This is a genomic window from Microbacterium sp. ARD31 (assembly GCF_031844425.1).
On sequence record NZ_JAUZVE010000003.1, the window covers coordinates 169,951 to 195,125 of the forward strand.

Genomic DNA, 25,175 nt, shown 5'->3' on the forward strand with positions numbered 1-25,175 from the left:
TTCCCGTGTCGGAGGCCGGCGATACCCTCGCGGCATGAGCGACGCGACGCCGGCATCCCGCACCGTCCCGCCCGGCGGCATGCGCACGTTCCTGCACGTGCTGGTGAACACGGCCGTCGCGAACGTCACGACGAGCTTCCTGTGGTTCGCTCTGACCTTCTGGGTGTACCTCGAGACCGAGTCCGTGCTCGCGACAGGCATCATCGGCGGCGCCTACATGCTGCTGCTCGCGATCTTCGGCATGGTCTTCGGCACCCTCGTCGACCGGTTCCGCAAGCACGCCGTCATGGTGTTCTCCGGGGTCTTCACCCTCGCCGCCTTCCTCGCCGCCGGCGCGATCTACCTCGCGCAGGCCGAGTCCGCGATCCTCGACCTCGGCGGCCCCTGGTTCTGGCTCTTCTCGGGCATCATCCTCATCGGCGCGGTGGTCGAGAACCTCCGCAACATCGCCCTGTCGACGACCGTGACGCTGCTGGTCCCCACGGAGCGCCACGCCAACGCGAACGGTCTCGTCGGCACCGTGCAGGGCATCGCGTTCATCGTGACGAGCGCCCTGTCGGGTCTCGCTGTCGGCTTCGTCGGCATGGGTGGCACGCTCGCCGTGGCGATCGCCTTCACCGCGGTTCCCCTCGTCCACCTGTTGTTCGTCCGCATCCCCGAAGACGCGCCGACGCCCGACCCGGGCTCGAAGATCCTCGACGTCCGGGGCGCGGCGGCGGCCATCCGCGCCGTCCCCGGGCTGTTCGCGCTCATCCTCTTCTCCACCTTCAACAACCTCATCGGCGGCCTCTACATGGCGCTGATGGACCCCTACGGTCTCGAGCTCTTCGACGTGAAGATCTGGGGTGTCGTCCTGGCGGTGACCGCGACCGGCTTCCTCATCGGCGGCGGCATCGTCGCCGCGAAGGGCCTCGGCACGAAACCGATCCGCACGCTCCTGCTCGCGGGCGCGGCGATGGGACTGCTCGGTGCGGTCTTCACCCTGCGGGAGTGGTGGTGGCTCTACGCCCTGGGCATCTGGGCGTACATGACGCTCGTCCCCGTGATCGAGTCCGCCGAGCAGACCGTCATCCAGAAGGTCGTGCCGTTCGAGCGCCAGGGCCGGGTGTTCGGCGCCGCGACGGCCCTCGAGGTGTCGACCGGGCCGATCACGTCGTTCGCGATCGCCCCGATCGCCGAGTTCTGGATCATCCCCGCCCTGCGCACCGACGAGGGCCGGCGCACCTGGTCGTGGCTGCTCGGCGAGGGCGAGATGCGCGGGATCGCGCTCATCTTCCTCATCGGCGGGCTCGTCATGGTGGCCGCGGCGCTCGCCGCCTTCCTCACCCGCTCCTACCGGACGCTCTCGGCCGAGTACCGCGAGGCGCCCGAGACGACCGAAGCGGATGCCGCGGCCCCCGGCATCCCGTCATCGTCCCGCGAAGCGGTGGGCGGCGTCGCGGGCGAGTGAGCCGCGCCGGGCACTGACCCGCGGCAGCCGGCTTCCCCCGGAGCCGGCCGCCGCGGATCAGGCGTCGGTGGCCCGGATGCCGGCCACGCCGGCGATCACGGGACGCATCTTCTTCTCGAGGGCCTCGAAGAACATCGACAGCGGGAACTCGTCGTCGAGGACCGCGTCGGTGTAGCCCTTCGGGGGACCGGCCAGGATCTCGTCCGACAGGCCGCGGGCCCACTGCGAGGCGGGGTGGGGGGTGACCGTCTGGCGGACGAGGTCGTAGGCGGCGAGCCAGTGCGCGACCTTCGGGCGGTCGATCGACTCCCAGTAGAGCCGGTCGATCGCGTCGCTCAGGGCGATGACGGCGTCGGCGACGCGGTCCCACTCGAACGCCAGCGAGGTGTCGGTCCAGTGCAGCACGCCGCGCTGGTGCAGCCACGCGAACAGCAGCTGCCCGCCGAGTCCGTCGTAGTTGCGCACGCGCGTGCCGGTGATCGCGAAGCGGAAGATGCGGTCGAAGATGACGGCGTACTGGACGAGTGCGGCGTGCTCGAGCATCTCGGTCTCGGCATCCGTCAGCTGCGCCTTGGTGGAGAGGTCCTTCTCGATGGCGAAGCACTCGCGGAAGGCGGTGAGGTCGCAGCGCAGCTCCTCGAGCGAGTACAGGAAGAACGGCATCCGCTGCTTGATCATGAACGGGTCGAACGGCAGATCGCCGCGCATGTGCGTGCGGTCGTGGATGAGGTCCCACATCACGAACGTCTTCTCGGCGAGGCGCTGGTCGTCGAGCAGCCGCGCGGCGGCGTCGGGCAGGTCGAGCCGGGTGATGTCCGCGGCGGCGCGCACGACGCGGCGGTAGCGGGCCGCCTCGCGGTCCTGGAAGATCGCGCCCCACGTGAAGGTCGGGATCTCGCGCATCGCGACCGTCTCGGGGAAGAGCACGGCCGAGTTCGTGTCGTAGCCGGGCGTGAAGTCGAGCAGGCGGAACGACACGAACAGGCGGTTCGTGTAGGTCTGCTCGAGCTCGGCGATGAACTCGGGCCAGATCGTCTCGACGAGGACGGCCTCGACCTTGCGGTCGCGGGTGCCGTTCTGCGTGTACATCGGGAAGACCACGAGGTGGCGCAGTCCGTCGATGCGGTGCTCCTGCGGCTGGAAGGCGACGAGCGAGTCGAGGAAGTCCGGGACGCCGAAGCCCTCCGAGACCCAGCGGTCGAAGTCCGCGACGCTCGCTTCGAGGTAGGCGGCGTCGTGCGGGAAGGCGGGGGAGAGCGAGCGGATGCCGGCGGTGATCGCCTCGACGTGGCGGCGGGCGGCGTCGTGGTCGGCGGCGTCGGGCACCGAACCGTCGGCGGTCTGCAGTTCCTGCAGGGCGGTCGCGGCATCCCGCAGCATCGCCCAGGCCGCGGAGGTCTCGGCCGTGCGGGCGTCCTCGACGACCTCGGGCATCCCGATGATCGTCGGCGCAGTGGTGACGGTGCTCATGGTGGACCTCCTATCGGTTCCTCACGGTTTCCTCCCGCTGATGCGGGAAGATTTCCGGTCATTTTAGGTTAAGGCCGTAAGGATCTCGTGTGCAACCCGCCTGCGGTACGGTCGGAGCGTGGCCGCAGACGAGACCGACACCGCCGACACCGCGATCATCGCCGCCCTCTCGGTCAACGCGCGCGCGACGCTCAACGAGCTGTCCGCGGTCGCCGGGCTCTCGGTCTCGGCGACGCAGGCGCGCGTGCGCCGACTCGAAGCGCGCGGGCTCATCTCGGGGTACCGCGCCGTCATCGACCCCGAGGTCGCGGGCAAGCCGCTCGCCGCGTTCGTCGAGATCACCCCGCTCGACCCCGGGCAGCCCGACAACGCCCCCGAGCTCATCGCGCACCTCGATGAGATCGAGGCGTGCCACTCGATCGCCGGCGACGCGGCGTACATGCTGTTCGTGCGCGTGGCCACCCCGCGCGACCTCGAGCGGCTGATCCGCGACATCCGCTCGGCCGCTTCGGTGGGCACCCGCACGACCGTCGTCCTGCAGACCTTCTTCGAGCACCGTCCGCTCTCGCCGGCCTGACCCGCCTCCGCCCCTCACCGCCGAGTCACCACTCGGTTGCCGAATCACCATCGCGATGTCGCCAATTCGGTGGTGATTCGGCACAGGGGCGGTGATTCGGCGCCGGGCGGTGCGCGTCGGCGAACCGCGTGCGGGTGTCAACGGGAGGCGGCGGACCCCGAGGCCGCCTACCGTGGCGGCATGAGCGACACCCCGATCGGTTCCGAGGTCCTCGTCGTCGCCAACGCCCGCTCGGGCGCCTCTCTCGGACGACCCGATCGCGTCCCCGACGTGCAGCGACGGATGCCGGGCGCCACCGTGCACCGCCTGGGTGAGGACGAGACCCTCGACGACGTCGTCGCGGCGGCCGTGGCCGACGACAGTCCGCCGCGGGTCCTCGCGGTCCTCGGCGGCGACGGGTCGGTCTCGCGCGCCGCGCACCTCGCTCGCCGCCACGACCTCACCCTCCTGGTGCTGCCGAACGGCACGTTCAACCACTTCGCGCGCTCGGCGGGGATCGAGGACGTCGACGCCGGGCTCGATGCCTACGCGACGGGACACGTGCGTGCGGTCGCGGTCGCCGAGGTCTCGGTCGACGGCGGCGACCCGATCACGGTCCTCAACGCGGTCTCGCTCGGGGCGTACCCCGAGTTCCTCGCCGAGCGCGAGCGCCGCACGAGCCTCGGCAAATGGTGGGGCGGCGCGGTCGCCGCCTGGCGCGAGGTTCACGGCGCCCACCCCGTCGACGTCGTCCGCGGCGGCAAGCGCGCCCGCGTGTGGTCGGTGTTCGCGGGCGTCGGGCGCAACGACCCCGACCACATCGCGATGATGCAGCGGGCCACCCTGCACGACGCCGTCATCGACGTCCGCGTCCACCACGCCCGCGGGTCGCGGCTGCGCGCCGTCGCCTCGCTCGCCTTCGGGAAGAACACCGTCAAGGTCCTCCGCGCAATGCGGGTGATGCCCCCGGCATCCGATCTGGAACGGATCCTCGACGAGGACTTCGAACTCGAGGTGGCCGCCGGCAGCGCGCCCGACATCTGGGTGCACGACGGCGAGCTCGAAGAGGTCGGCGCCGACGGATTCCGGATGCGGGTGCGCGCGGTCGCGGACGGTCTGCGGGTCTACCTCCCCGCCGCCGACGGCTGAGCGCGGGATACATCCCGGGGCGGATGCCGCGCCGCCGCCGACCGCGTAGCGTCGGGGGAGTGTTCCGCAAGCTCCGCCCCTACCAGGCCGCCGTCGATGCGGCCGTCGCGGTGCTGTTCGCGCTGGTGGCGCTGCCGTACGAGCTGAACACCGGCACGATGTCGTCACCCATCGGCGGGTGGTCGGCGGTCCCGGTCGTCTTCCTCCTGGCGGGCGCCCTCGGCCTGCGACGATTCTCGCCGGGTCTCGCGCTCGCCGTCGCCTGGGTCGGCGCCGTCGTGCAGATGGGTCTGGGCCGGGGGCCGGGCTTCGCCGACATCGCGATCTTCGCCGTCCTGTACGCGACAGCGGCCTACGGGTCGCGCCGCGTCTTCTGGTTGGGACTGTCCTCCGTCGTGCTCGGCGCCGGGACCATCACGGCCTACCTCTTCCGCTGGGCGTTCCTCGGCACGGGCTCGCTGTCCGACATCCCGACCCTGATCTTCGTCCTGCTCGCCGCCCTCTTCGCTCTCGGTCTCTCGTGGACCGCCGGCGCTCTCGTCCGCACCGCCCTCCGCGCCCGAGCGAATCGCGCGGCGCAGTCGCGGGCCGAGGAGGAGACCGCGGCCGAGCAGGAGCGCACCCGCATCGCCCGCGACATGCACGACATCGTCGCGCACTCGCTGGCCGTCATCATCGCGCAGTCCGACGGCGCCCGATACGCCGCGGCATCCGATCCGAAGGCGCAGTCCGACGCCCTCGGCACGATCTCGTCGACGGCCCGGGCCGCGCTGTCGGACGTGCGCCTGCTGCTCACGCAGATGCGCCACTCGCAGGCCGAGGGGCCGCAGCCGACGCTCGCCGACCTCGAGCAGCTCTACGCGCAGGTGCGGGCGGCGGGCACGCCGCTGCGCGTCGACGTCGACCCCGCTCCCACCGCCGAGGTGCCCGCCTCGGTGCAGCTCGCCGTGTACCGGATCCTGCAGGAGGCCCTGACCAACGCGATCCGCCACGGCGGCGACGGCGGAGTCGACGTCGCGCTCGCGTGGCATCCCGACCGCGTCGACCTGTCGGTGCGGAACGACCTCGGCGACGTGTCGACGGGTGAGAAGCGCGCCCCCGGTCACGGGCTCATCGGCATGCGCGAGCGGGCGCAGCTGATCGGCGGCCGCCTGGACGCCGCCCCCGCCGGAACGTCCTTCCTCGTGTCGGGATCGCTGCCGATCGGCGCACCCGCCGCATGATCCCCACTGGAGACCCCGCATGACCCCGATCCGCGTCGTCCTCGTCGACGACCAGGCCCTCTTCCGCGCCGGCATCCGCATGGTCGTCGCCTCGCAGCCCGACCTCGAGGTCGTCGGCGAGGCCTCCGACGGCGCGCAGGCCATCGAGGTCGTCCGCGCCACCCGGCCCGACGTCGTGATGATGGACATCCGGATGCCGGTGATGGACGGACTCGCCGCGACCGAGGCGCTGCTGGCCGACCCCGACCCGCCCAGGGTCGTCATGCTCACGACGTTCGACCTCGACGAGGCCGCCGCGCGGGCGATCCAGCGCGGCGCCAGCGGGTTCCTGCTGAAGGACGCCGACCCCGAGTTCCTGCTCGCCGCGATCCGCACGGTCCACGCCGGGTCGTCGGTCATCGCCGCGGCCGCGACCCGGGACCTGTTCGCCTCGCTCGGCGGGCCGACCCGTCCGGTCCCGCCCGCCTTCGACGCCCTCACCGAGCGCGAGCGCGAGATCTTCGGGCTCGCGGCACGGGGCCTGTCCAACGCCGAGATCGCCGCGCGCGAGTTCCTCTCCGAGGCCACCGTGAAGACGCACGTCAGCCGCATCCTCGCCAAGCTGAGCCTGCGCGACCGCGTGCAGCTCGTCGTCTTCGCGTTCGAGCACGGCCTGGCCTGACCACCGTCGCGACGGGGGATGCCGGATCATCCTCACGATGTACGCGGAGCCACCGTCAGGCCGACGCGGCGCGGGCGGCCTCCTCCGTAGCGTCGAAGACATGGAGATCACGACCACCGACCTGGGCCTCGCCGCCCGCGTCCAGCACCTGACCAAGACCTACGGCGGGGGCGAGTCGATCGTCCGCGCACTCGACGACGTGACCGTCGGCATCCGCCGCGGGGAGTTCACCGCGATCATGGGCCCGTCGGGCTCGGGCAAGTCCACCCTCATGCACATCATGGCGGGACTCGACGCCCCGGCCTCCGGCCGCGTCTGGATCGGCGACACCGACATCACGGGCCTGTCCGACGTCGAGCTGACGATCCTGCGCCGCCGCCGGGTGGGCTTCGTCTTCCAGTCCTTCAACCTGGTCCCGACCCTCGATGCGATCGGCAACATCCTGCTGCCCTTCGACCTCGACGGTCGCCGGCCGACCACGCAGGAGCGCGCCCGCATCGACGGGCTCGTCGAGACGCTGGGCCTCGGCCCGCGCCTGCGGCACCGCCCCCACCAGCTCTCGGGCGGGCAGCAGCAGCGCGTCGCGATCGCCCGCGCCCTCGCGACGGCGCCCGACCTCGTCTTCGCCGACGAGCCGACCGGCAACCTCGACTCCCGCAGCGGGCGCGAGGTGCTCTCGCTGCTCGCCGCCGCGAGCGCCGAGCACGGTCAGTCCATCGCCATGGTCACGCACGACCCGGTCGCCGCGTCGTACGCCGATCGCGTGCTCTTCCTCGGCGACGGCCGCATCGTCGCCGACAAGCCCCGTCAGAGCGCCGAGCAGATCTCGGCCCACATGCTCAGCGCGGAGGTGACCGCGTGACCGCGCTCGCTGCGCCTACGACCCCGCCGGTCACGGTGTCCGACGCCGCTCGCGCCCCGCGCCTCGCGTGGCTCCGTGAGCGGGGCATGGGCGCGACGATCCTCGTCTCGGCGATCTCGACGGCCTTCGGCGTCGTCCTGCTGTCGGCGACGGGGTACATCTCGGTGGTCCTCGCGGCCAACCCGATGTACGGGAAGTCGGACACGATGACCGCGGTGCTGATGCTGCTCAGCGGCATCCTGCTCGCCGTCGCCGTCTACGTCGCCGCCATCGTCACCGCGAACACGTTCTCGACGATCATCGCCGGCCGCACGCGGCGTATCGCCCTCCTCCGCCTCATCGGCGCGACCGCCCGTTCGCAGCGCGCCGAGGTCGCGACGCAGGGTCTCGCGGTCGGCGCGATCGGTGCCGTCCTCGGCCTCGTCCTCACGACCCTCGCGATGCTTCCGGCCGTCCCGCTCCTCGACCGGGCGCTGGGTGTGACGAGCAACTGGTCCCCCGTCCAGGCAACCCTGCTCGTGCCGGCCGTCGCCGTCGCCCTCACGACGTGGATCGCCGCGTGGTCGGGGTCGCGTCGGGTGCTCACCGTCACGCCGCTCCAGGCGCTCGGCGGGGCGGTCGAGCGGTCCCGCGAGGAGATCGCGGAGGGCCGCGGCCGCAAGGCCGCGGCCGTCGTGCTCGGCGTCATCGGTGCCGTCCTGCTGGGCGGGGGGCTGTTGCTCGGGCTGCTGAGCCCGATCGGCGTGCTCGTCGCCTTCTTCGGCGGGCTGTGCAGCTTCACCGCCGTCTCGATCAGCGCGGTCTCGATCATGCCACCGCTGCTGAAGGCCACCGGCCGCTTCTTCGGGAAGTCGGTCACGGCGCGGCTGGCCGCCGAGAACGCCGTCCGGTACCCGGAGCGGTCGAGCCGCATGGCCATCGGCGTCGTCATGGGCGTCGCGCTGGTCGTGATGTTCGCGGTCGCGGCCGAGTCGGCCAAGTCCCTCGTCACCGCCTCGAGCGGCGGCGAACCCGACGCAGCCTTCAACCAGATGATGGACACCTTCTCGACGGTCATGATGTCTCTCGTCGCCGTCAGTGCGGTGATCGCGGCGGTCGGCCTCGTGAACCTCCTCACGATCGGCATCGTGCAGCGCAAGCGTGAGCTCGGGCTCCTGCGGGCGCTGGGTCTCACCTCGGCGCAGATCCGCCGGATGGTCCTCATCGAGGCGGCGCACGTCACGGTCACGGCGCTGCTGTTCGGGCTCGTCCTCGGCGTCCTCTACGGCTGGGTCGCCGCGCAGTCGCTGCTCGGCTCGGTCGCGATGCCGCCGCTGTGGCAGTCGCCGACGTTCGTCGCACCCGCGATCCCGCTGCTGCCGGTGGCGATCGTGATCGTCGCCACCGCCGCCCTCACGCTCGGCGCCGCCGTCGCCCCGACGCGGATCGCGACCCGCACGGTGCCCGTCGAGGCTCTGTCGGAGTAGGCGCCCCGTCGCGCGCAGATCGTCGCCCCTTCGTGTGACCAGTCCGGGTCACGCGGAGGGGCGGCATCCGTCGGTCAGGCGTCCTCGGCGGCCGGCGGGTCGTACGACCAGGTCGGGGCGAGGGCCCGCAGGCGGATGCCGCGGTACTGCCACGCCGCCCACAGCATCGGCCACAGCGGCAGCGCCGCGATCCCGCCGATCGTGAGGCGATCGCGCCACAGCGTCTTGGACGGATCACCCGGCAGCGGGCTGACCGCCATCTGGTGGTCCCAGACGTCGAGCGCCGCGAGGGGACCGGTGAGCGGGATGCCGCTGTCGCGGAAGATCCGCACCGGACCGTTCGCGTCCTCGGTGTAGCGGTCGCTCGCGTGGATCAGCTGCTGACCGACGGGGAGGAGGCCGAGGGCGCGGATCTCGACCGGGACGTCGGCGCCCGGCTCGAACGAGGTCGGGAGCGAGGCGGCCATCGGCGCCATGTCGAGGAGCGGTCCGTACAGCTCGGTGACCGCCCGCGGCGAGTGCAGGGCGCGCCACGCCGCATCCGCGGTGCAGTCGAGTTCGAGTTTCAGCAGGATCCGCATGCCTCCACTCTCGCATTCCGGCGGGGGAGTCGGTACGTTGGGAGCGCTCCCATACTCCCGTCGCCCCGGCGACCCTTGCGAAAGACCGCCATGCCCCTCGAACCCGCCATCGAATCCGGCGACCGCTCGCACGCGCTCGCTCCCGTCGAGTCCGTTGCGCAGATCTCGTCGATGCTGCTCGACACAGACCCGACCCTCGATCCCGCCCTCGCCGAGATCGCGCGGGCGACCGCCACCGAGGGTGTCGTGCTGCTGACGAACGACGGCACCCTGCCGCTCGGCGAGCGCACCGTCGCGGTCTTCGGGCGCGTGCAGGTGGACTGGTTCGCCGTCGGCTACGGCTCGGGCGGCGACGTCAAGGTGCCCTACATCTGGAACCTGCTCGCCGGGCTCCGCGACGCGGGCGTCCGCGTCGACGACGACCTCGCGACCCGGTACTCGACGTGGTCCGCGGAGAACCGGCCGGCGTTCACCGCCAACTGGGGCCAGTGGCCGCACCACTTCCCCGAGATGCCCATCGCCGACGCCGACGTGGCGGCTGCGGCATCCCGTGCCGACACCGCGGTCGTCGCCATCGGCCGCGCGGCGGGCGAGGCGCGCGACAGCATCCTCGAGCCCGGCAGCTACTACCTGACGCCGGAGGAGAGCGCCCTCCTCGACGCCGTGACCGCGCACTTCGACCGTGTGGTGGTCGTCGTGGACGCGGGCAACGTGATGGACCTGTCGTGGGTCGTCGCGTACGGCGACCGGATCAGCGCCGTGCTGCTGGCCTGGCAGGGCGGCATGGAGGGTGCCCGCGCCGTCGCGGGGGTGCTCGCCGGCGAATCGGCCCCCAGCGGCAAGCTGACCGACACGATCGCCCTCAGCTACGAGGACTACCCCAGCGCGCCGAACTTCGGTCACCTCGACGTCAACGTCTACGCCGAGGACGTCTTCGTCGGCTACCGCTACTTCGAGACGTTCGCCCCCGACCGGGTGCTGTTCCCGTTCGGGCACGGCCTGTCGTACACGACGTTCGAGCTGTCGACGACGGTGACGACGGATGCCGGTGCCCTGACCCTCGAGGTCGTCGTCACCAACACGGGGGCCGTCGCCGGAAAGGAGGTCGTGCAGGTTTACACCGGCGCTCCGGACGGCGCCCTCGGCAAGCCCGCCCGTCAGCTCGCGGCGTTCGGCAAGACCGGGCTGCTCGCGCCCGGGGCGAGCGAGACGGTACGGCTCACGGTGCGTCTCGACGACCTCGCCTCGTACGACGACGCCGGCGCGACCGGTACCCGCAGCGCCTGGGTCCTCGAAGCCGGGGAGTACCCCGTGTTCGTGGGGACCGACGTGCGCTCGGCGACGCGCGTGGCGGCGTTCGACGTGCCCGAGACGCGGGTCGTGCGCACGGCCACCGAGGTCGCCGCCCCGGTCCTGCCCTTCGAGCGACTCACGCTCGCGCGAGCGGCGGACGGCTCGGCCGTCGTCGCCCACGAGACCGTCCCGACGCGTACCGTCGCGCGGGCCGACCGGATCCTCACCACCCTGCCCGCCGAGATCCCTCACACGGGCGACCGAGGTGTCGACCTCGCCGACGTCGCCGCGGGTGCGGCATCCCTCGACGACTTCGTCGCGCAGCTGAGCGATGAGGAACTGTCGCTCCTCGCCCGCGGCGACGTCACGATGGACAGCCCGCTGGGAGCCGCCGGCAACGCGGGCGTGCTGGGCGGGGTGTCCGAGTCGCTGCGCGCCAAGGGCGTGCCGCCGATCACGACGACCGACGGGCCGAGCGGCATCCGCCTCGCGGCCTACGCCTCGTTGCTGCCCTCGGGGACGGCGTTCGCCTCGACCTGGAACGTCCCGCTCATCGAGGAGCTCGCCGCGCTGCACGGCCAGGAGATGCTGCGCAAGGGCTCGGACGTGCTGCTCAGCCCGGGCATGAACATCCACCGCGACCCCCTGTGCGGGCGCAACTTCGAGTACTTCAGCGAGGACCCGGTCGTCTCGGGACGCATCGCCGCCGCCGTCGTGCGCGGCGTGCAGAGCACCGGACTCGCCGCCTGCCCGAAGCACTTCGCCGCGAACAACCAGGAGACCAACCGCACCCGCAACGACTCGCGGGTCTCCGAACGCGCGCTGCGCGAGATCTACCTGCGCGGCTTCGAGATCTGCGTGCGCGAAGCCGCGCCCCGCGTGATCATGACGTCGTACAACCAGATCAACGGGGTGTGGGCGCACTACCACCACGACCTCGCCACGGTCGTCCTGCGGGGTGAGTGGGGGTACGAGGGCACGGTCATCACCGACTGGTGGATCGAGGAGTCCGCCGACCCCGACTTCCCCGCCCTCGCGGACAACGCCTACCGCGTCCGTGCGCAGGTGGACGTCCTCATGCCCGGCGGCGTGAAGCGCGACGGCGCGCCGCAGGCGTACGCCGACACGTCGATTCTCGACTCGCTCGCCCGCGCGGACGGCCTCACCCGCGGTGAACTGCAGCGCACGGCGCGGAACGTCCTCGGCCTCGCGCTCGCGCTGAAGCCGGTCGTCGACGCTCGTACGCTGGAGGGATGACCGCGAGCCCGTTCGACCAGTCCCGCTACCAACTGCGTTTCGACTGGGGGCAGGACGGCCTCCGCCGCCTCGCCCCCGCGGACGTCGTCGTCGTGGTCGACGTGCTGCGGTTCTCGTCGACCGTGTCGGCGCGGATCGCGGGCGGCGAGACCGTGCCGCACGACGACGCGGCCCACGCCGTTTCGCGCAACGGCGCCGCCGTCGCCTCGGCCGCTGCGGACGCGGGTGCGGTCGTCTTCCTGGGGTGCCTGCGCAACGCGACCGCGGTCGCGCACGCCGTGCTCGCCGAGCAGAACCGCCGCGCGGCGCGGACGAGCATCAACGTGATCGCGGCGGGGGAGCTGTCCGGGCAGGGGGATGCCGCGGTCCTCCGCTTCTCGGTCGAGGACCAGCTGGGCGCGGGCGCGGTGTTCGGCGCCCTCGAGGCGCTCGGCCTCGACCATTCGTCGCCGGAGGCCGCAGCGGCATCCGAGTCCTTCCGCGGGCTGCGTTCCGCCGTCCGTCATCTGCTGACGGCGAGCGGCTCGGGGCAGGAGCTGCTCGAGGCCGACCGCCGCGCCGAGGTGCTCGCCGCCGCGGTCCACGACGCCGACGATGCGGTGCCGGTCCTGCGCGGCGGCGTGTGGCGGGCGTACGAGGCGATCAGCGCGGAGTGAGGGCGGCCCGCCGCGTCTCGGCGGTGATCTCGCGCCGCCGCCAGGTGATGAGGTGGCGCGGATCGAACGTCGGTGCGCAGCGCGCGCACGAGGTCGCCCGGGTGGCCTTGCGGTGCCGGTAGGCAACGTGCCCCGCGGGGCAGACCCCGACCCAGGGGGCGAGCTCGGTCGCCGTCTCACCGCGGTGCGTCACGCCGCCGGTGTAGCCGAGCGAGCGCGCGACGCGCTTCCAGTCCGCGCCGTGACCGGCGGCGGCCCCCGCGATCGCGTGGGCGATCTCGTGCAGGATCGTCTGCCGGTTGGTCTCGGCGTCGTACCGCGCGGCGAGGTAGCGCGAGAGCGTGATGCGCTTGCGCAGGTAGTCGCACGCGCCCGCGCGCCGTTTGGCGTTGTCGAACGCGAAGCTCCACGAGTCGTCGAGCAGCTGCCGCAGCAGGGACTCCGCCTCGCGGCGGACGTCGATCAGATCGCTCATGCCAGCACGATAGAACGGATGTACGACACTCGCCGGGAATGGCTCAGCTGGCGACCGAGGAACGGTTGCGGCGCCGGTCGACGGCGTCGATCGCGAGCAGCGTCGACTCGAGCTGCTCCTCGGGCGCCCCGGCCTCCTGCCGCAGGAAGAGCGCCTTCTTGAAGTCCGCGCGCGCCGACGCATCGTCGCCGGCGTCGAAGTGCACCTTCCCTCGGTGCTGGCAGCCGAACGCGGCCACCGCCGCCCAGCCCTGGCCCTCGGCCTCTTCGACGCACGTGTTGAGTTCGTGGATCGCGGCCGCGTAGGCGCCGCGGAACTGCTGGACGGTGGCGTGCAGCATCCGTGCGCGCAGCAGGTCCTTGCGGGTCCCGGCCATCCGCGCGAGACGGACCGACTCCTCCGACACCACGAGCGCGTCGTCGAGACGACCGGTCACCTTGAGGAGCCACACCTTCTCGAGCATCGCCGCGAGGCTGCGCTGCTCGCCGAGCTCGACGAGCCGTGCCTGGCATTCGTCGAGGTCGACGATCTCTCGGAGTGTCTCCGGGTCGTATCCCTTGATGAAGCCCACGGCCAATCCTTCCCACCCAGCGACGTGTGCCTCCAGTGTCGCCGGGCGGGACCCGGAATCGGCTGAGGGCGCGCCGCGCGTCGCGGCCTCAGCGGTCGAAGACGGATGCGGCGGGCTTCGGCGACGGGGTGGCGTCGGCATCCGTCATGATCCGCGCATCGCGCGCGAACGCCTCGAGCTCGGCGCCGTGGGCGACCTTCGCGGGGTGCGGCCCCGCCGCCATGAGCCGCGGCAGCCAGTCCATCGGCAGCGGAGCGGGAGAGGCGGCGATGACGATGTTGCCGAACCGACCGCTCTTGAGCGTGCCGACCTCGGCGAGGATCACGACGTGCTCGAGCACCGAGCGCACGGTCGCGACCTGACGGCGCGCGAAGGCCAGCCCGCTGCCGTCGGCGATGTTGACGAGCAGGATGCCGGTGGGTGCGAGCAGCCCCGCGAGGATGCGGTAGTACTCCACGCTCGTGATGTGGGCGGGGGTCTGGGCGCCCGCGAACACGTCGGAGACGACGAGGTCGACGTTGCCGACGAGCCCCGCGGGCAGGCGCGCCGCGACCTCGCGCGCATCGCCGATACGTACCCGGAGCTGTCCCGTGCGGGGAAGCGGCAGGTGCGCGCGGACCAGGTCGACGAGCGCCTGCTCCAGCTCGATAACCTGCTGCCGCGACCCCGGCCGGGTGTGCTCGACGTACCGCGGCAGGGTCAGGGCGCCCGCACCGAGGTGCACGGCCGTGAGGGGCTCGCCCGGCATCCCGATCCGGTCGATCACCGCACCCATCCGGGCGACGTACTCGAAGTGGAGGTGCGACGGATCGTCGAGGTCCACGTGCGACTGGGGGGTCGTGTCGACGATCAGTTCCCAGCCGCCGGCGAAGCGACCCGGCACGATGCGCGCCTGCCGGCCGTCGGACAGTCTCGCGACAGGCGGGTCGATCGGGTCGCGGGAGCGGGCCATTCGTCTACGGTAGCCCGCAGGAAGAAACACGATCGAGATGCAGATGTAACCGCTTGCCCGCAGTGCGGCAGGTAGCGTCAGCGGCATCCCTTCGGCAACGCCGCCCTCCAGCCGCGTCGCCGACGAGCCTCATCGGAAGGTGCACAGCAATGCTCCCCATGTCCAGGAAGCGGGTGGTCGCGGGCGCCGCGGCCCTCGTCATCGGTGCGCTCGCGCTCAGCGCGTGCGCCAGTCAGCGCGGCGAAAGCGGCGAAGGCGAAGGCGCGGCCGACGTCGACGGCACGTTCGTCTTCGGCGCGTCGGCCGACCCGGCCAGCCTCGACCCCGCCTTCGCCCAGGACGGCGAGACGTTCCGCGTCTCGCGTCAGATCTTCGAAGGTCTCGTCGGCACCAAGCCCGGCACCGCCGACCCGGCGCCGCTCCTCGCCGAGTCGTGGGAGGTCTCGGACGACTCGCTGAGCTACACGTTCGCCCTCAAGAAGGACGTCACGTTCCACGACGGGACGCCGTTCAACGCGGAGGCCGTCTGCGCCAACTTCGACCGCTGGTACAACTGGGAGGGCCTGGCCGCCAGCGAGGCGCTCGGCTACTACTACAACAAGCTCTTCAAGGGCTACGCGTCGACCCCCGACACCGCGGTCTACGACTCCTGCACGCCCGACGGCGACGACTCGGTCACCATCGCGCTGAAGAAGCCCTTCGCCGGTTTCGTCGCGGCGCTGTCGCTCCCCGCCTTCGGGATGCAGTCGCCGACCGCCCTCGAGGAGTACAAGGCCGACGAGGTCGGCGGCACCGCCGAGGCTCCGACGCTCAGCGAGTACGCGATGGGTCACCCCGTCGGCACCGGTCCCTACAAATTCGACGAGTGGTCGCCGGGCGAGCAGCTGACGCTGAGCTCGTACGAGGACTACTGGGGCGACGCCGGCCAGATCGACGAGATCATCTTCCGCGTGATCGACGACCCGACCGCCCGCCGTCAGGCGCTCGAGTCGGGCTCCATCGACGGGTACGACCTCGTCGGCCCCGCCGACACGGCCGCCCTCGAGGAGGACGGCTACAAGATGGTGTCGCGTCCTCCCTTCACGATCCTCTACCTCGCCTTCAACCAGGCGGTCCCGGAGCTCCAGGACCCGAAGGTCCGTGAGGCTCTCTCGTACGCCGTCGACAAGGACGCGCTCATCTCGCAGGTCCTCCCCGAGGGCACCGAGAAGGCGACGCAGTTCATGCCGCCGACCGTCAACGGCTGGAACGCCGACGTCACGACGTACGACTACGACCCCGAGAAGGCGAAGCAGCTGCTCGCCGAGGCCGGCTACGACGAGGCGAACCCGCTGTCGCTGACCTTCAACTACCCGGTCAACGTCTCGCGTCCGTACATGCCGGACCCCGAGCAGATCTTCACGGTGCTGTCGAAGCAGCTGAACGAGGTCGGCGTCGAGACCACGCCGAAGTCGAACGAGTGGGGCGAGTACCTCGACCTCATCACCGGCGGCACGGACCACGGCATCCACCTGCTCGGCTGGACCGGCGACTACAACGACACCGACAACTTCCTCGGCGTCTTCTTCGGCCAGAAGTCGGCGGAGTGGGGCTTCGACAACCCCGAGCTGTTCTCCGCGCTGACCGACGCCCGCGGCATCGCGGACCTCGACGAGCAGACGCAGGTGTACTCCGACATCAACGAGCAGGTCGCCGAGTTCATCCCCGGTGTCCCGCTCGCCCACCCGGCTCCCACCCTGGCCTTCGACCCCCGCGTCGAGAGCTACCCGGCGAGCCCCGTGAACGATGAGGTGTTCAGCGAGATCGTCCTCACGAAGTAAGCCGATCGAGGCGGCCCCGGCCGCCTGACCGGTGCGGGGCGGGACACCCTCCCGCCCCGCACCGACCTCCCCGAAAGCGACACCCGTGCTGCGAACCATCGGCAAAAGGCTCCTGCTGCTGATCCCCACCCTCCTCGGCCTGAGCATCCTGCTCTTCTGGTGGGTGAGAACCCTCCCCGGTGGGCCCGCCCAGGCCCTGCTCGGCGAGAAGTCCACCCCCGAAGCCGTCGCCCGCATCAACGAGCTCTACGGCTTCGACCGCCCGCTCCTCGAGCAGTACTTCACGTGGATCGGCAGGCTCCTCTCGGGCGACTTCGGCAGCTCGCTGCAGACGAGCCGTCCCGTGCTCGACGAGTTCCTGCGCCGCTTCCCCGCGACGATCGAGCTCTCGCTCGCCGCGCTCATCATCGCCGTCGGCGTCGGCGTGCCCCTCGGGTACTGGGCCGCCCGCCGCCACGGCAAGGCGGCCGACAGCGCCGCCGTCGTCTTCAGCCTGCTCGGCATCGTCGTGCCGGTGTTCTTCCTGGCCTTCATCCTCAAGTACGTCTTCGCGGTGCAGCTGGGATGGCTGCCCTCGGACGGCCGCCAGAGCCCCCGGATCGACGCGACGCACTACACGAACTTCTACGTCCTCGACGGCCTCATCACAGGGGAGTTCGACGCGGCATGGGATGCCGTCCTCCACCTGATCCTGCCGGCGGTGGCGCTCGGCACGATCCCCCTCGCGATCATCGTGCGCATCACCCGGGCATCCGTCGTCGAGGTCCAGAACGCGGACTACGTGCGCACCGGGAAGGCCAAGGGCGTGCCCGGAGCGCTGCTGCGCAACCGCTTCATCCTCCGCAACGCGATGCTGCCGGTCATCACGACGATCGGCCTGCAGGCGGGTCTGCTGCTGTCGGGAGCGATCCTCACCGAGACGGTGTTCGCCTTCCCCGGCATCGGATCGTTCCTCGCCGGCGCCATCTTCAATCGCGACTTCCCGGTCCTGCAGGGCTTCATCATCTTCATCGCGGTCGTCTACGCGCTGATCAACCTGCTCGTCGACGTCTCGTACAGCCTGATCGACCCGAGAGTGAGGGTCTCATGAGCACCGTCCTTCCCCCCGCCGCCGGCGGGAGCCCCGCCGAGGACGCCACGGCCGTCGACCTGAAGGCCGGCAGCGGCGGAGCGCCGCGCGGCGGCTTCTGGCACGACGTCTTCCGCCGCCTGCGGCGCAGCCCCGTCGCGTGGACCGGCCTCGTCATCGTGCTGCTGTTCGTGCTCGTCGCGATCCTCGCGCCGCTGCTCGCCCCCTACCCCGAGACCGACCTCCCGGGTGCGCGCGAGATCACCCCGACCTACATCCCCGGTCCCGGCGAGATCGCGGCGTTCCCGCTCGGCCTCGACCGGTTCGGCGGCGACGTGCTGTCCAAGCTCATCTGGGGAGCGCAGTCATCGCTGCTCATCGGTGTCATCTCGACCGCCTACGGACTCGTCGGCGGGATGCTGCTGGGCCTCATCGCCGGCACCTTCGGCGGCTGGGTCGACAACGTCATCATGCGACTCGTCGACATCCTGCTCTCGGTGCCGAGCCTCCTGCTCGCCGTCTCGATCGCAGCGATCCTCGGCCAGAACCAGAACTCGGTCATGATCGCCATCGGTGTCGCGCAGGTGCCCATCTTCGCGCGCCTGCTGCGCGCGTCGATGCTGCAGCAGCGGTCGGCCGACTACGTCCTCTCGGCCCAGACCCTCGGCCTCGGGCGCGGGCGCATCACGATGACCCACGTCCTGCCGAACGCGGTCGGACCGGTCATCGTGCAGGGCACCCTGTCGCTCGCGACGGCCGTCATCGACGCGGCGGCGCTGTCGTTCCTCGGCCTCGGCGGCGGACGCCCCGAGACCGCGGAGTGGGGCCGCATGCTCACCTACGCGCAGGCCGAGCTCGCCATCGCGCCGTGGCTCGCCTTCCTCCCCGGCATCTGCATCGCGATCACCGCCCTCGGCTTCACCCTGTTCGGCGAGGCGTTGCGCGAAGCCATGGACCCCCGGACGCGCGGGCGCTGACCGTGAGTCGGCGGGTGCTGCTCGCCGTCGTCGGGCTGGGCAACGCGCTCGTGCCATAGACCTGCCGGGGGTCGCGCCGGGGTACCGCTGCGCGATCCCGGCGGGTCGGACAACAGGGCCCCTTCCCCGACTGTCCGGCCCACCGGGATCGCTTCGCTGCCCGTGCGTGCTGGGGCTGTTCGCCTGTCACGATGTGCCGTGTGGGGCGGCGTGTTGTGACAGGGGAGGGATGCGGGGGTGCGGCATCCGGTGTTCGCCTGTCGCGTTGTGCCGCGTGGGGCGGCGTTTCTTGACAGGGGAGGGATGGCGCGCCGCGCCGCGGCGCGCGGCGAGGGTCAGACGGCGATGTCGAGCTCGTTGCCGGGGATCGAGGCGAGGAGGTTCCGCGTGTAGGGGTCGCGCGGGTTCGTGAAGATCTCCTCGCTCGAGGCGGCCTCGACGAGCGCGCCGTCCTTCATGACGCAGACGTAGTCGCTGATCAGCCGCACGACGGCGAGGTCGTGCGAGATGAACAGGTAGCTCAGGCCGTATTCGTTCTGCAGGTCGCGCAGCAGCGACAGGATCTGGTCCTGCACGAGCACGTCGAGCGCCGACACCGGCTCGTCGCAGACGATCAGTTCGGGCGACAGGGCGAGGGCCCGCGCGATCGCGACGCGCTGACGCTGACCGCCGGACAGCTCGGACGGGTAGCGCCGCAGCATCGACTCGGGCAGGGCGACGTCGTCGAGCAGCTTGCGCACCCGCGCGGCACGGTCCTTCGCGGAGCCGCGGTTGTAGAAGTCGAGCGGTTCCTGCACGATCCGCTCGATCGTGAACATGGGGTTCAGCGACGAATACGGGTCCTGGAAGATCGGCTGCACCTTCTGCCGGAACTCGCGCAGCTGCCGTCCCTTGAGGGATGCCACGTCCGCACCGTCGTAGCGGATGACACCCTCCGTCGGGTCGACGACCTTCAGCAGCATCCGTGCCGTCGTCGTCTTGCCCGAGCCGGATTCGCCCACGATCGCGACCGTCTCGCCGCGGGGGATCGAGAACGAGACGTCGCGGACGGCGGCGAAGTCCTCCTTCTGCCCGCGGACCTTGTAGAGCTTGGTGAGCCCCTCGACCTCGACGATGTTGTCGACCGGCTTCGGCGCGGCATCCGGTGTCGGAGTCGTGAACGCCTCGGGACGCAACCGTGCGACGGCGACCGAGGGCGCCGCCTGCACGAGGGACTGGGTGTAGGGATGCTGCGGGTCCTCGAGGATCTGCCGCGCGGGGCCCTGCTCGACGATGCGGCCCCGGTGCATGACGACGACCCGGGCGGCGCGCTCGGCCGCGAGACCCAGGTCGTGCGTGATCAGCAGGACGGACGTGCCGAGCTCGGTCGTCATGCGGCCGAGCTGGTCGAGGATCGTCTTCTGCACCGTCACGTCGAGCGCGCTCGTGGGCTCGTCGGCGATGAGTAGGCGCGGGTTGCAGGCGAGCCCGATGGCGATGAGCGCGCGCTGGCGCATGCCGCCCGAGAACTCGTGCGGGTACTGCTTCGCGCGCTCCTCGGCGTTCGGCAGGCCGGCCGCCGCGAGGGTCTCGACGACCTTCCGGTCGACGTCCTTCTTCGTCGCGAGCCCGTGCGCGAGCAGGGTCTCGGCGACCTGCGTGCCGATCTTCGACGTCGGGTTGAGGTTCGACATCGGGTCCTGCGGCACGAGTCCGATCTGCGCCCCGCGGATGCCGCGCATCGTCGCTTCGGACGCCCCGACGAGCTCCTGGCCGTCGAGGCGGATGCTGCCGTCGGCGATGCGTCCGTTGCCGGCCAGCAGGCCGATCACGGCCATCGCGGTCGTCGACTTACCCGAGCCCGACTCGCCCACGATCGCGACCGTCTCACCCGCGGCGAGGTCGAGGTCGACGCCCTCCACGGCGCGCACCGATCCGTCGATGGTCTGGAACTCGACGGCGAGGTCGCGCACCTGCAGGAGGGGCGTGCCGGCGGCGGGGGTGGTGGCGAAGGGCATGGGTCCATCCTGCCCTCCGCCCGCCGCGGGCGCACGGGCGGATCGCCGGCTTTACCGAGCCGTAACGGGATCAGCCGTCGCGGCGGGCGCCCTCGGACGGTCGCACCGTGAAGACGTGCGGCTCGGTGTGCCCCGCCGCGGCGAAGGCTGCCCGCTCCGCGTCGCGCACGGCCGGGACGGCGGCGCGGTCGATGAGCGCGATCGCCGACCCGCCGAATCCGCCGCCCGTCATCCGCGCCCCGACCGCGCCGTTCTCGCGGGCGGTCTCGACGGCGAGGTCGAGCTCGGGCACCGAGATCTCGAAGTCGTCGCGCATCGAGGCGTGCGAGGCGTAGAGCAGGTCGCCGATGGCGCGGGGGCCCTGTTCGCGCAGCGTACGCACGGTGTCGAGCACCCGCTGGTTCTCGGTGACGACGTGACGCACCCGCCGGTAGGTCACCTCGTCGACGAGCTGCTCGACCTGCGGCAGCTGGTCGACGCGCACGTCGCGCAGGGCCGGGACGCCCATCGCCTCCGCACCGCGCTCGCACGCGGCGCGGCGCTCGCCGTAGCCGCCGGTCGAGTGCGCGTGGGCGACACGCGTGTCGATCACCATGAGCTCGAGCCCCGCGGCGTCGAAGCCGAGGGCGACCACCTGCGCGTCGAGGCTGCGGCAGTCGAGGAAGGTGCCGGCATCCGTCTCGCCGAGCATCGACGCCATCTGGTCCATGATCCCGGTCGGAGCGCCGACGGCCTCGTTCTCGGCGCGGCGTCCCGCCTGCGCGAGTGCGACGCGGTCGAGGCCGAGCCCCCACACGTCGTTGAGCGCCGAGCCGGTCGCACCCTCGATGGCCGCCGACGACGAGAGCCCGGCGCCGACGGGGACGTCCGAGGCGAACGCGAGGTCGACACCGGTGACGGATGCGGCATCCGTCCCGGTCGCCTGCAGCAGCGCCCACGCGACACCGAGCGGGTACCGGGCCCACTCGACGACCTCGTCGCGGCGCTCGGGGAACAGCGCGTCGAGGTCTGCGAGCGCCACCTCGACCGGCGCCTCGTCGAAGGTGGAGACGACGCGGATGCGGCCGTCCGAGCGCCGGCCGAGCGCGACGTGCGTCCGGTGGGGCGTCGCGAACGGGAAGACGAACCCGTCGTTGTAGTCGGTGTGCTCGCCGATCAGGTTGACGCGCCCGGGCGCCGACCAGAGTCCGACCGGCTCGTTGCCGGTGAGGGTGGAGAAGAGGCCGTGGGCCTCGCCGGCAGCGGTCACAGGGTGACTCCTTCGATGGCGGTGCGGAGGCGCGCGGCGGCGTCCTCCGGGGGGACGTCGCCGACCCAGGCGCCCATGGCGGCCTCGGATCCGGCGAGGAACTTGAGCTTGTCGGCGGCGCGACGGGGACTCGTGAGCTGCAGGCTCAGGCGCACGGTGTCGCGGCCGACGTGGACCGGCGCCTGATGCCAGGCGGCGATGTAGGGAGTCTCGGACTCGTAGAGGGCGTCGACGCCGCGCAGCAGTCGCAGGTAGAGCGGGGCGAGCTCGTCCTTCTCGGGCTCCGAGAGCGCCGCGAAGTCGGCGACGTGACGGTGCGGGAGCAGGTGGATCTCCAGGGGCCAGCGGGCGGCGAACGGCACGAAGGCGGTCCAGTGCTCGCCGCGCAGCAGGACGCGGGGGCCGGCCTGCTCGAACTCGAGGATGCGCTGGAACAGGTCGGGGGCGGTGCGGTCGATCGAGTCGAGCAGACGGGTCGTGCGCGGAGTGACGTACGGGTAGGCGTAGATCTGGCCGTGCGGATGCTGCAGCGTGACGCCGATCGCTTCGCCGCGATTCTCGAAGGGGAACACCTGCTCGATGCCGGGGAGAGCGGACAGGGCGGCGGTGCGGTCGGCCCACGCCTCGATGACGGTGCGGGCACGGGTGACGGTCTGCGTGCCGAACGAGCCGGTGCGCTCGGGCGAGAAGCAGACGACCTCGGTGCGGCCGACGCTCGTGCGGGTGCGGCCGAGCCCGAGGTGGGCGAGGTCGTCGAGTCCGCGCGGCGGGTCGACCGCGGCGGGAACGTCGTCGGTCGCCTCGGCGAGGGCGGGTCCGAAGGAGGGCGACTTGTTCTCGAAGACGGCGACGTCGTAGAGCGACGGGATCTCGGACGGGTTCGTCGGGGTCTGCGGCGCGAGCGGGTCGAGCTCGGCGGGCGGCAGGAACGCGCGGTTCTGCCGGTTCGCGGCGACGGAGACCCAGTCGCCGGTAAGGACGTCCTGCCGCATCGTGGCGGTCTCGGGGCGGGCGCCGAGGTCGCGGGTGTCGACGGCGCGCTCCGGGCCGAGGGTCGTGCCGGGGTCGTCGAAGTAGATCAGCTCGCGGCCGTCGGCGAGGCGGGTGCTGCGCTTGACGACGCCGGCGCCGAGGTCGTTCGTCTCGGCAGGCGCGTGTGTGCCGTTCTCCGGTGTGTTCACGTCAACACGGTAACCGATCGGCTGTGTTATCGTCAACATCACGCGAGTCCCCGGAGTTGCGCACGTAATCGCGGAGCAGGATCCGGGGTGGGGAGGATGCCGTGCAGCGACGCGTCTCGATGGCCGACGTGGCCGCGGCGGCGGGTGTGTCCGGCCAGACCGTCTCGCGCGTCGTCAACGGCAGCCCGCGCGTCGACCCCGAGACCCGCGCGCGCATCGAGGCGGCGATGGCCGACCTCGGCTACCGCCCGCACCGCGCCGCCCGGGCCCTGCGCACGGGCCGCTCCGGCACGATCGGTGTCATCGTCGCGACCCTTGCGACGGTCGGCAACTCGCGGATGCTCGAGGCCGTGGCGTCCGCCGCCGCCCGGCGCGATCTGGCGGTCACCCTCATCTCCCTGGCCGAACGCGCCGACATCGCCGACGCCTTCGACCGCCTGCACGACCTCGGCGTGGACGGCGCGATCGTCCTCAACGAGGCGACGGCCATCGCCGAGGGCGTCGCGCCGCCCGCGGGTCTCGCGCTGGTCGCAGTCGACTCACCCGGCGGGGCGTTCGCCACGGTCCAGTCCGACCACGCCGGCGGCGCCGAGGCGGCCACACGCAGACTGACGGATGCCGGGCGTCGCGCGATCGCTCACGTCGCCGGGCCCGCCGGGTCGTTCGCGGCGGCCGAGCGCGAGCGCGGGTGGCGGGCGGCGCACGACGGGCCGCCGCCCCGGGAACCGCTGCGCGGGGATTGGGGTGCGGCATCCGGTCACGCAGCGGGAGTCGTCCTCGCCGCCGACCCTGACGTCGACGCGGTGTTCGCCGCGAACGACCAGATGGCGCTCGGCGTGCTGCGCGCGCTCGCCGAGGCGGGACGTGAGGACGTCGCCGTCATCGGGTTCGACGACGTGGCGGATGCCGCGGACTACCGCCCGCCGCTGACCACCGTCCGGCAGGACTTCGCGGCGCTCGGCGAGGCCGCCGTCGCCGCCCTCGCGGCGACGCTCGACGGCGAGCCCGCGACACGGACGGTCGTCCCGACGACGCTCATCGCCCGCGCGTCGGGCTGACGCGCCCGCTCGCTCGCGGTTGTCCGCGCGAAAGCGCCCCCTGCTGCCGAGAGCGCCCGTCCGAGCGCGGCAGCAAGCGGCGCTGTCGGCACGGACGCGCGCTCTCGCGCGTGACCGGGGGCTCTCAGCCGGCGGTGCGGCGGGCGTCCCAGCCGGTGCGGACCATCTCGTCGACGGTGTACCGCATCTTCCAGTCGAGGTCGCGGGCGGCGAGCTCGCCGGTGGCGACGATGCGGTCGGGATCGCCGGCGCGGCGCGCGGCGATCTCGGGGGTGAACGGGATGCCGGTGACCCGGGCGACGGCATCCATGATCTCGCGCACCGACAGACCGTTCTGCGAACCGAGGTTGTAGGCGGGCTCGACCGGTTCGCCCGCGCGCAGACGCTGCGCCGCGACGACGTGCGCGGCGGCGATGTCGGCGACGTGCACGTAGTCGCGCACGTTCGTGCCGTCGGGGGTGTCGTAGTCGTCGCCGTTGATTCGCGGCGTCTCACCCTTCAGCAGCATCTCGAAGACGATCGGGAACAGGTTGTGGGGGCTCGTGTCGTAGACCGACGGGTCGCCCGAGCCGACGACGTTGAAGTACCGCAGCGAGGTGTGACGCAGGGGTGCATCGGATGCCGCCGTCGCGACGCCCTGCGCCGCGATCAGCCACTCGCCGATGAGCTTCGATTCGCCGTACGGCGAGGCGGGACGCTTGGGCAGGTCCTCGGTCACGAGGGGCACGTCGGGGGTGCCGTACACGGCGGCGCTGGAGGAGAACACGATGTTCGTGACCCCGGCATCCGCCATCGCCGCGAGCACCACGCGGGTGCCCTCGACGTTCTGCTCGTAGGTGTGGAGGGGGCGCTGCACCGAGACACCGGCGTACTTGAACCCGGCGACGTGGATGACGCCCTCGACGCCGTGCGTGCGCAGGGTGTCGGCGACGAGCTGCTGGTCGAGGATCGTGCCCTGCACGAAGGAGACTCCCTCGGGCACGAACGCGGCGTGTCCGCTGGAGAGGTCGTCGAGGACGATCGGGTCGAGACCCGCCTCGGCGAGAGCGCGGACGATGTGCGCGCCGATGTACCCGGCGCCTCCGGTGACGAGCCAACTCATGGTCCCGAGCCTACTGGCGCGGAACCGGGCCGCCGGACCTCGTGGACCGGGCCGCCGGACCTCAGGGACCGGGCCGCCGGACCCCAGGAACCCGGCGCCC

Annotated in this window: 22 protein-coding genes; 13 read left to right on the forward strand and 9 right to left on the reverse strand. The window is 71.9% G+C overall.

Annotated elements, in window-relative coordinates:
* Positions 1–34 precede the first annotated feature (34 nt).
* A complete protein-coding gene (locus tag Q9S36_RS11250) occupies positions 35–1,450 on the forward strand; it encodes an MFS transporter (RefSeq protein WP_311285218.1) in 1,416 nt (471 codons plus the stop codon).
* A gap of 57 nt (positions 1,451–1,507) precedes the next feature.
* Here the strand turns inward: Q9S36_RS11250 and Q9S36_RS11255 are convergent, their stop codons facing one another.
* A complete protein-coding gene (locus tag Q9S36_RS11255) occupies positions 1,508–2,920 on the reverse strand; it encodes a DUF6421 family protein (protein WP_311285219.1) in 1,413 nt (470 codons plus the stop codon).
* A gap of 118 nt (positions 2,921–3,038) precedes the next feature.
* On the opposite strand from Q9S36_RS11255, the gene Q9S36_RS11260 reads away from it, so the two are divergent.
* The 6 genes from Q9S36_RS11260 (at position 3,039) to Q9S36_RS11285 (ending at position 8,837) form a co-directional block, all read left to right on the forward strand.
* Entirely contained in the window at positions 3,039–3,497 is a 459-nt protein-coding gene (locus Q9S36_RS11260) for an Lrp/AsnC family transcriptional regulator (RefSeq protein ID WP_311285220.1), read from the forward strand.
* 180 nt (positions 3,498–3,677) lie between these two features.
* Entirely contained in the window at positions 3,678–4,625 is a 948-nt protein-coding gene (locus Q9S36_RS11265) for a diacylglycerol kinase family protein (protein WP_311285221.1), read from the forward strand.
* Between the two features lie 59 nt (positions 4,626–4,684).
* Positions 4,685–5,848, forward strand: coding sequence for a histidine kinase (locus Q9S36_RS11270; RefSeq protein WP_311285222.1), 1,164 nt, complete (start codon positions 4,685–4,687; stop codon positions 5,846–5,848).
* 19 nt (positions 5,849–5,867) lie between these two features.
* Positions 5,868–6,509 (forward strand): response regulator transcription factor, encoded by a 642-nt coding sequence (locus tag Q9S36_RS11275; protein ID WP_311285223.1) that lies wholly within the window; start codon positions 5,868–5,870, stop codon positions 6,507–6,509.
* Positions 6,510–6,609: 100 nt separating this feature from the next.
* On the forward strand, positions 6,610–7,371 hold the full coding sequence (locus Q9S36_RS11280) for an ABC transporter ATP-binding protein (protein WP_311285224.1): 762 nt from the start codon (positions 6,610–6,612) through the stop codon (positions 7,369–7,371).
* On the forward strand, positions 7,368–8,837 hold the full coding sequence (locus Q9S36_RS11285; protein WP_311285225.1) for an FtsX-like permease family protein: 1,470 nt from the start codon (positions 7,368–7,370) through the stop codon (positions 8,835–8,837). Before Q9S36_RS11280 ends, Q9S36_RS11285 begins: the two co-directional genes overlap by 4 nt.
* A gap of 74 nt (positions 8,838–8,911) precedes the next feature.
* Here the strand turns inward: Q9S36_RS11285 and Q9S36_RS11290 are convergent, their stop codons facing one another.
* Positions 8,912–9,418, reverse strand: coding sequence for a hypothetical protein (locus tag Q9S36_RS11290; protein WP_311285226.1), 507 nt, complete (start codon positions 9,416–9,418; stop codon positions 8,912–8,914).
* Positions 9,419–9,508: 90 nt separating this feature from the next.
* On the opposite strand from Q9S36_RS11290, the gene Q9S36_RS11295 reads away from it, so the two are divergent.
* Positions 9,509–11,968 carry a glycoside hydrolase family 3 C-terminal domain-containing protein gene (locus Q9S36_RS11295; protein WP_311285227.1) on the forward strand — a complete coding sequence of 820 codons (2,460 nt, stop codon included), beginning with the start codon at positions 9,509–9,511 and terminating at the stop codon, positions 11,966–11,968.
* On the forward strand, positions 11,965–12,624 hold the full coding sequence (locus Q9S36_RS11300; RefSeq protein WP_311285228.1) for a 2-phosphosulfolactate phosphatase: 660 nt from the start codon (positions 11,965–11,967) through the stop codon (positions 12,622–12,624). The genes Q9S36_RS11295 and Q9S36_RS11300 overlap by 4 nt, the downstream gene beginning before the upstream one ends.
* On the opposite strand, the gene Q9S36_RS11305 is transcribed toward Q9S36_RS11300, so the two are convergent.
* The 3 genes from Q9S36_RS11305 to Q9S36_RS11315 form a co-directional block, all read right to left on the reverse strand.
* Positions 12,611–13,099 (reverse strand): SprT-like domain-containing protein, encoded by a 489-nt coding sequence (locus Q9S36_RS11305; RefSeq protein WP_311285229.1) that lies wholly within the window; start codon positions 13,097–13,099, stop codon positions 12,611–12,613. The genes Q9S36_RS11300 and Q9S36_RS11305 overlap by 14 nt on opposite strands.
* 43 nt (positions 13,100–13,142) lie before the next feature.
* Complete coding sequence (locus tag Q9S36_RS11310; protein WP_311285230.1) at positions 13,143–13,670, reverse strand: hypothetical protein; 528 nt, start codon at positions 13,668–13,670, stop codon at positions 13,143–13,145.
* 88 nt (positions 13,671–13,758) lie between these two features.
* Positions 13,759–14,622 carry a fused MFS/spermidine synthase gene (locus Q9S36_RS11315; RefSeq protein ID WP_311285231.1) on the reverse strand — a complete coding sequence of 288 codons (864 nt, stop codon included), beginning with the start codon at positions 14,620–14,622 and terminating at the stop codon, positions 13,759–13,761.
* Positions 14,623–14,771: 149 nt separating this feature from the next.
* Here Q9S36_RS11315 and Q9S36_RS11320 point away from each other — a divergent pair, with 149 nt between their 5' ends.
* The 3 genes from Q9S36_RS11320 to Q9S36_RS11330 all read left to right on the forward strand — a co-directional run bounded on the left by Q9S36_RS11320 (position 14,772) and on the right by Q9S36_RS11330 (position 18,488).
* Positions 14,772–16,442, forward strand: coding sequence for an ABC transporter substrate-binding protein (locus tag Q9S36_RS11320; protein ID WP_311285232.1), 1,671 nt, complete (start codon positions 14,772–14,774; stop codon positions 16,440–16,442).
* 85 nt (positions 16,443–16,527) lie between these two features.
* The gene (locus Q9S36_RS11325; protein ID WP_311285233.1) at positions 16,528–17,532 is read left to right on the forward strand and encodes an ABC transporter permease; all 1,005 of its coding nucleotides are present in this window, start codon (positions 16,528–16,530) and stop codon (positions 17,530–17,532) included.
* Complete coding sequence (locus Q9S36_RS11330) at positions 17,529–18,488, forward strand: ABC transporter permease (protein ID WP_064003763.1); 960 nt, start codon at positions 17,529–17,531, stop codon at positions 18,486–18,488. Before Q9S36_RS11325 ends, Q9S36_RS11330 begins: the two co-directional genes overlap by 4 nt.
* 335 nt (positions 18,489–18,823) lie before the next feature.
* Here the strand turns inward: Q9S36_RS11330 and Q9S36_RS11335 are convergent, their stop codons facing one another.
* The 3 genes from Q9S36_RS11335 to galT all read right to left on the reverse strand — a co-directional run bounded on the left by Q9S36_RS11335 (position 18,824) and on the right by galT (position 22,915).
* Complete coding sequence (locus Q9S36_RS11335; protein ID WP_311285234.1) at positions 18,824–20,485, reverse strand: ABC transporter ATP-binding protein; 1,662 nt, start codon at positions 20,483–20,485, stop codon at positions 18,824–18,826.
* Positions 20,486–20,555: 70 nt separating this feature from the next.
* Positions 20,556–21,734: a galactokinase gene (gene galK / locus Q9S36_RS11340; RefSeq protein ID WP_311285235.1), complete on the reverse strand. Its 1,179-nt coding sequence runs from the start codon at positions 21,732–21,734 to the stop codon at positions 20,556–20,558.
* Positions 21,731–22,915 (reverse strand): galactose-1-phosphate uridylyltransferase, encoded by a 1,185-nt coding sequence (galT, locus tag Q9S36_RS11345; protein WP_311285236.1) that lies wholly within the window; start codon positions 22,913–22,915, stop codon positions 21,731–21,733. Before galT ends, galK begins: the two co-directional genes overlap by 4 nt.
* Positions 22,916–23,034: 119 nt before the next feature.
* Between galT and Q9S36_RS11350 the strand changes: the two genes are divergently transcribed.
* The gene (locus Q9S36_RS11350) at positions 23,035–23,973 is read left to right on the forward strand and encodes a LacI family DNA-binding transcriptional regulator (RefSeq protein ID WP_311285568.1); all 939 of its coding nucleotides are present in this window, start codon (positions 23,035–23,037) and stop codon (positions 23,971–23,973) included.
* A gap of 124 nt (positions 23,974–24,097) precedes the next feature.
* Here Q9S36_RS11350 and galE read toward each other — a convergent pair whose 3' ends face one another.
* Complete coding sequence (galE, locus tag Q9S36_RS11355; protein ID WP_311285237.1) at positions 24,098–25,075, reverse strand: UDP-glucose 4-epimerase GalE; 978 nt, start codon at positions 25,073–25,075, stop codon at positions 24,098–24,100.
* Between the last annotated feature and the right edge of the window lie 100 nt (positions 25,076–25,175).